Here is a 6,865-nt window from a genome sequence, read left to right as displayed (position 1 = left end):
GTGCTGGCCGGGCTGGCGGCGATTCTGGCCGCCCTGCTGGCGCTGCGGCTGCGCCCGCGCGCCCTGGCCGTCCCGGACGCGGCGGCGCCGCCGCCCTCCACCGCAACGGCGCTGTGGCAGATATTCGAGAATGCGCCGCTGGCCGCGGCCTTCGCCGACCGCAACGGCCGGGTGCTGCAGGCCAACCGGCTGTTCCAGGAGCTGACCGGCCTGCAGCACACCCCGGACGACGCCATGGCGCTGGCCGAGCTGATCTGGCCGGAGGACCGCGCCGTGCTGGCCGAGCGGCTGGAGAAGGCCGTCGCCGGCGATACGCTGGATGGGGCGGTGGAACTGCGCATGGCGCAGAATGCCGAGCGCGTGGGCGCGCTGCTGGTCAGCCGCTTCGACAGTCCAGAGGCGAGCGAGGACGCGCCGGCGCTGATGCTCTACCTGCTCGACATCACCCAGCGCAAGAAGCTGGAGGCGCAGTTCGTGCAGTCGCAGAAGATGCAGGCGGTGGGCCAGCTCGCCGGCGGCGTGGCGCATGATTTCAACAATCTGCTGACCGCGATGATCGGCTTCTGCGACCTGCTGCTGCTGCGCCACCGGCCGGGCGACCAATCCTTCGCCGATATCATGCAGATCAAGCAGAACGCCAACCGCGCGGCCAATCTGGTGCGCCAGCTGCTGGCCTTCTCGCGCCAGCAGACGCTGCGGCCGCGCGTGCTCGACGCCTCCGAGGTGCTGGCCGAGCTGTCGCATCTGCTGCGCCGGGTGATGGGCGAGAACATCCAGCTGCGCATGCGCTATGGCCGCAATCTGAACCTGATCCGCGTCGATCAGGGGCAGCTCGAACAGGTGATTCTGAACCTCGCCGTGAATGCTCGCGACGCCATGCTGGACGGCGGCACGCTGACCATCAGCACCGATAATCTGTCGACCGAGACGCCGCTGCGCTATGGCGAGGAGGAGGTGCCGCCCGGCGATTATGTGCGCCTCGAAGTGGCCGATACCGGCAGCGGCATTGAGGAGGCGATTCTGCCGCGCATCTTCGAGCCCTTCTTCACCACCAAGGCGGTCGGGTCCGGCACCGGGCTGGGATTGTCGACCGTCTATGGCATCGTGAAGCAGACCGGCGGCTATATCCAGGTGGAGAGCCGCAGGGGCGAGGGAACCGGCTTCTCCATCCTGCTGCCGGTGCATCGCGGCGCCGCCGAGGCGCGCGGCGAGGCCGGCGAGGAGGCCGAGGGCAGGGGGCGCGACCTGACCGGGGCCGGCACCATCATGCTGGTCGAGGACGAGGATCCGGTGCGGCTGTTCAGCGCCCGCGCGCTGCGCAACAAGGGCTACAAGGTGATCGAGGCGCGCTCCGGCGAAGCGGCGCTCGATCTGTTCACCGGCGATCTGGAGCCGATCGACCTGCTGATCACCGATGTGGTGATGCCCGGCATCGACGGGCCGACCCTGATCCGCGAGGTGCGCGAGCGCCGGCCCGGCATCAAGGTGATCTGCATTTCCGGCTATTCCGAGGATGCGCTGCGCGAGCGCATCGCCGAGGATGTGGATATCAGCTTCCTGTCCAAGCCGTTCAGCCTGAAGCAGCTGGCCGGGCGGGTGAAGGAAGTGCTGAACGTCTGAGACGGTCCTGTCGATTTCTGGAGAACAAATCAGGAAAATCTATTGCATTAAGGAACAAACAGGGTACATTGATCTCCTGCGTTGCCCCGCGGCGCCGCCCTGTGGAATAAGAGGGAGCATCATCATGTCGGCTCAATTTCTTCGCGTCGTCGAAGGGAATACCATGGATAAGCAGAAGGCTCTGGACGCCGCTCTGGGGCAGATCGAACGCGCTTTCGGCAAGGGCTCTGTCATGAAGCTCGGCCAGCGCGATTCCGCCATCGAGATCGAGGCGGTGTCGACCGGCTCGCTGGGGCTGGATATCGCGCTCGGCATCGGCGGCCTGCCGCGCGGCCGCGTCATTGAGATTTACGGGCCGGAAAGCTCGGGCAAGACCACGCTGGCGCTGCACACCGTCGCCGAGGCGCAGAAGGCCGGCGGCACCTGCGCCTTCGTCGATGCCGAGCACGCGCTGGACCCGTCCTACGCCCGCAAGCTGGGCGTCGATGTGGACGAGCTGCTGATTTCGCAGCCCGACGCCGGCGAGCAGGCGCTGGAGATCGCCGACACGCTGGTGCGCTCCGGCGCCATCGACGTTCTGGTGGTCGACAGCGTGGCCGCCCTGGTGCCGCGCGCCGAGTTGGAAGGCGAGATGGGCGATAGTCATGTCGGCCTGCAGGCCCGGCTGATGAGCCAGGCGCTGCGCAAGCTGACCGCCTCGATTTCCAAATCGCGCTGCATGGTCATCTTCATCAACCAGATCCGCATGAAGATCGGCGTCATGTTCGGCAGCCCGGAGACCACCACCGGCGGCAACGCGCTGAAATTCTACGCCTCGGTCCGTCTCGACATCCGCCGCATCGGCGCGATCAAGGACAAGGACGAGGTGGTCGGCAACCAGACCCGCGTGAAGGTGGTGAAGAACAAGGTGGCGCCGCCGTTCCGCGTCGTCGAGTTCGACATCATGTATGGCGAGGGCGTGTCGAAGATGGGCGAGCTGGTCGATCTCGGCGTGAAGGCCGGCCTGGTGGAGAAATCCGGGGCCTGGTTCTCCTATGCCGGCCAGCGCATCGGCCAGGGCCGCGAGAACGCCAAGAACTTCCTGCGCGAGAACACCGCCCTGGCGCAGGATCTGGAGCAGAAGATCCGCGCCAATGCCGGCATCGTCTCCGAAGCCCTGATGGGCGGCGGCCCGGAGGATGACGGCCCCGAAGCCGCCGAGGATTGAGGGGGGCAATCATCGCTGAACGGTAACAGGCGTTCCGGATCGGCTGTATTCCATCCAGGGGCGGCGCCTTGCCTGTGCCGTCTCGGCTTGCCGGGTCAAAGCCCGGCAATGACAAGGGGAGGGGGCAAAGGCGAGCGTCCATTCCGCTGGACCTGCATTCCGCTGGGCGGCTGGTCCCCTGCTGCTGGCCCCCTGCCGCTGGCCCCCTGCCGCTGGACAGTGTCCGGCATGGCCCGTATAAGCGAAGACCCGCTGATCGAGGCGGTGCGACTCCGTGAGGGGCGCGCCGTTTTGCCGTCGGTTCGCCGTGTCGGCATCTTCCCTTCACAGGCCGGGCCGGCGGTACGATATAGTGGGTCATCCTTTGGACAGACGTAGAAGATTGCACGCATGAACACGGCGAACGATATCCGCAGCACCTTCCTCGATTATTTCGGGCGCAACGGGCATGAGGTGGTGGCGTCCAGCCCGCTGGTGCCGCGCAACGACCCCACGCTGCTGTTCACCAATGCCGGCATGGTGCAGTTCAAGAACGTGTTCACCGGGGCGGAGACGCGGGCCTATAACCGCGCCGCGACCTCGCAGAAATGCGTGCGCGCCGGCGGCAAGCACAACGACCTGGAGAATGTCGGCTATACCGCCCGGCACCACACCTTCTTCGAGATGCTGGGCAATTTCTCCTTCGGCGATTACTTCAAGGACCGCGCCATCGAGCTGGCCTGGACCCTGATCACCAAGGAATACGGCCTTCCGAAGGACAAGCTGCTGGTCACCGTCTATGCCGAGGATGACGAGGCGCACGGGCTGTGGAAGAAGATCGCCGGCCTGACCGACGACAAGATCATCCGCATCCCGACCTCGGATAATTTCTGGCAGATGGGCGATACCGGCCCGTGCGGCCCGTGCTCGGAAATCTTCTACGATCATGGCGACAAGATTCCCGGCGGCCCTCCCGGCAGCCCGGAGCAGGATGGCGACCGCTTCATCGAAATCTGGAACCTGGTGTTCATGCAGTTCGAGCAGCGCGCGCCGGGCGACCGCATCGCCCTGCCGCGCCCGTCGATCGACACCGGCATGGGGCTGGAGCGCATCACCGCCGTGCTGCAGGGCAAGCACGATAATTACGACATCGACCTGATGCGCGCGCTGATCGAGGCTTCGGCCGAGGCGTCTGGCGTGGATGCCGACGGGCCGCTGAAGACCTCGCACCGGGTCATCGCCGACCATCTGCGCGCCAGTTCCTTCCTGATCGCCGATGGCGTGCTGCCGTCGAACGAGGGCCGCGGCTACGTGCTGCGCCGGATCATGCGCCGCGCCATGCGCCACGCCCATATTCTGGGCTGCCGCGAGCCGCTGCTGTGGCGTCTGGTGCCCGCCCTGGTGCGCCAGATGGGCGAGGCCTATCCGGAGCTGGTGCGCGCCCAGGCGCTGATCGTCGAGACGCTGAAGCTGGAGGAGAACCGCTTCAAGCAGATGCTGGAGCGCGGCCTGAAGCTGCTGGAGGAGGAAACCGGCCGCCTGGGCAGCGGCGGCACGCTGTCCGGCGATGTCGCCTTCAAGCTCTATGACACGTTCGGCTTTCCGCTCGACCTGACGCAGGACATTCTGCGCGGCCAGGGCGGCAGCGTCGATACCGCCGGCTTCGACACCGCGATGGCGCGCCAGAAGGCCGCCGCCCGCGCCGCCTGGTCCGGCTCCGGCGAGGCCGCAACCGAAAGCGTGTGGTTCGACATTCGCGACAAAGCCGGGGCGACCGAATTCTTCGGCTACGACACCGACGTGGCCGAGGGCAAGGTGCTGGCGCTGGTCGTCGACGGCCAGCCGGTCGACGCGGCGAAGCAAGGTGACAAGGTGGCGCTGGTCGCCAACCAGACGCCGTTCTACGCCGAATCCGGCGGCCAGGCCGGCGATACCGGCACCATCGTCACCGCCGGCGGGGCGGAGATCGCGGTCAGCGACACGCAGAAGAAGCTGGGCGCGCTGCATGTACATATCGGCGAGGTGGTGAAGGGCAGCGTCGCGGTCGGCGACGATGCCGAGTTCCGCATCGACACCACGCGGCGCGACGCGCTGCGCGCCAACCATTCCGCCACCCACCTGCTGCACGAGGCGCTGCGCCGCCGGCTGGGCGACCATGTGACCCAGAAGGGCTCGCTGGTGGCACCCGACCGGTTCCGCTTCGATTTCAGCCAGCCCCGCGCGCTGTCGTCGGAGGAAATCCGCGATGTCGAGGCCGAGGTGAATGCCCGCATCCGGGTGAACGCCGACGTGAAGACCTCGCTGATGACGCCGGACGAGGCGGTCGAGGCCGGCGCGCTGGCGCTGTTCGGCGAGAAATACGGCGAGGAGGTTCGCGTCGTCTCGATGGGCGGCGCCGAGCCGGAGAAGGGCAAGTTCGCCAGCTTCTCGACCGAGCTGTGCGGCGGCACCCATGTGCGCCGCACCGGCGATATCGGCCTGTTCAAGATTCTGGGCGAAAGCGCGGTCTCGGCCGGCGTGCGCCGCATCGAGGCGGCCACTGGCATCGGCGCGCTCAGCCATATCGAGCAGCAGCAGGCCCTGCTGGCGGAAACCGCCGGCGTGCTGAAGGCCGCCCCCTCGGAGCTGCCGGGCCGCGTCGCCGCGCTGATCGAGGATCGCCGGCGGCTGGAGCGCGAGCTGGTCGAGCTGCGCAAGCGGCTGGCGAGCGGCGGGGGCGGTGGCGGGGCGGCCAATGATTCCGCCGTCGCCAAGGATGTCGGCGGGGTGAAATACGCCGCCCGCCTGCTGGAAGGCGTGCCGCCGCGCGAGCTGAAGGGCATGGCCGACGAGCTGAAGAAGCAGGTCGGCTCCGGCGTCGTCGCGCTGATCGCGGTGCAGGACGGCAAGGCCTCGCTGGTGGTCGCCGTGACCGACGATCTGACGGCGCGCTTCAGCGCGGTCGATTTCGTGCGCGTCGGCTCCGAGGCGCTGGGCGGCAAGGGCGGCGGCGGCCGTCCCGACATGGCCCAGGCCGGCGGCCCGGACGGCGACAAGGCCGACACCGCGCTGGCCGCCATCGAGCAGGCCCTGGCCGCGAAAGCGGCCGCCTGATGGTCATGGACGGCAAGGACGGGGCGATCCGCTTCGGCGGCACCGAGGATTATATCGCCACCGAAGATCTGATGGTGGCGGTGAACGCCGCCATCACCCTGCAGCGGCCGCTGCTGGTGAAGGGCGAGCCCGGCACCGGCAAGACCGTGCTGGCGCATGAGGTGGCCAAGGCGCTGGGCCACGACCTCATCGAATGGCATGTGAAATCCACCACCAAGGCGCAGCAGGGCCTCTACGAGTACGACGCCGTCAGCCGGCTGCGCGACAGCCAGCTCGGCGATCCGAAGGTGCAGGACATCGCCAATTACATCCGGCGCGGCAAGCTGTGGGAGGCTTTCGCGGTCGAAACTCCGACCGTGCTGCTGATCGACGAGATCGACAAGGCCGACATCGAGTTTCCGAACGATCTTCTGCTCGAACTCGACCGCATGGAATTCTTCGTCTACGAGACCGGCGAGGTGGTGAAGGCGGCGCGCCGGCCGCTGGTCATCATCACCTCGAACAATGAGAAGGAGCTGCCGGACGCGTTCCTGCGCCGCTGTTTCTTCCACTATATCCGTTTCCCCGATGCCGACACCATGGCGCGGATCGTCGAGGTGCATTTCCCCGGCGTGAAGCAGGCCCTGGTGCGCGAGGCGCTCGCCAGCTTCTACGAGCTGCGCGACGTGCCCGGCCTGAAGAAGAAGCCCGGCACCTCCGAGCTGCTGGACTGGCTGAAGCTGCTGATGGTCGAGGATATCCCGCCCGAGGCGCTGCGCGCCAAGGATTCCAAGAGCGCCATCCCGCCGCTCTATGGCGCGCTGCTGAAGAGCGAGCAGGACGTGCAGCTGTTCGAGCGCCTGGCCTTCCTGGCCCGCCGCGAAGGGCGGTAATTGAGACGCCGGTGCGCCACCCCCACCCTAACCCTCCCCCCTCCAGGGGGAGGGGATAGAGGCGGTGCAGCCCTTCTCCCTCCCCCCTTGCGGG

The 6,865-nt window shown here is 67.5% G+C and carries 4 protein-coding genes; all 4 read left to right on the top strand.

The window, feature by feature from the left end:
• Nucleotides 1-1,620 (top strand): ATP-binding protein (locus AUP43_RS04835; RefSeq protein ID WP_157089238.1); only part of this gene is annotated, 1,620 nt, incomplete at its 5' end.
• Between the two features lie 124 nt (nucleotides 1,621-1,744).
• Nucleotides 1,745-2,827: a recombinase RecA gene (gene recA, locus AUP43_RS04830; protein ID WP_067553326.1), complete on the top strand. Its 1,083-nt coding sequence runs from the start codon at nucleotides 1,745-1,747 to the stop codon at nucleotides 2,825-2,827.
• Nucleotides 2,828-3,217: 390 nt separating this feature from the next.
• On the top strand, nucleotides 3,218-5,899 hold the full coding sequence (alaS, locus tag AUP43_RS04825) for an alanine--tRNA ligase (RefSeq protein ID WP_067553324.1): 2,682 nt from the start codon (nucleotides 3,218-3,220) through the stop codon (nucleotides 5,897-5,899).
• Between the two features lie 26 nt (nucleotides 5,900-5,925).
• Nucleotides 5,926-6,771: an AAA family ATPase gene (locus AUP43_RS04820; RefSeq protein WP_067553330.1), complete on the top strand. Its 846-nt coding sequence runs from the start codon at nucleotides 5,926-5,928 to the stop codon at nucleotides 6,769-6,771.
• Nucleotides 6,772-6,865: the final 94 nt, after the last annotated feature.

The organism is Oceanibaculum pacificum, from assembly GCF_001618175.1.
GTDB classification, from domain to species: Bacteria; Pseudomonadota; Alphaproteobacteria; order Oceanibaculales; family Oceanibaculaceae; genus Oceanibaculum; species Oceanibaculum pacificum.
The sequence above is the reverse complement of the archived record's forward strand: the minus strand, read 5'-3'. Positions and strand labels throughout refer to the sequence as shown.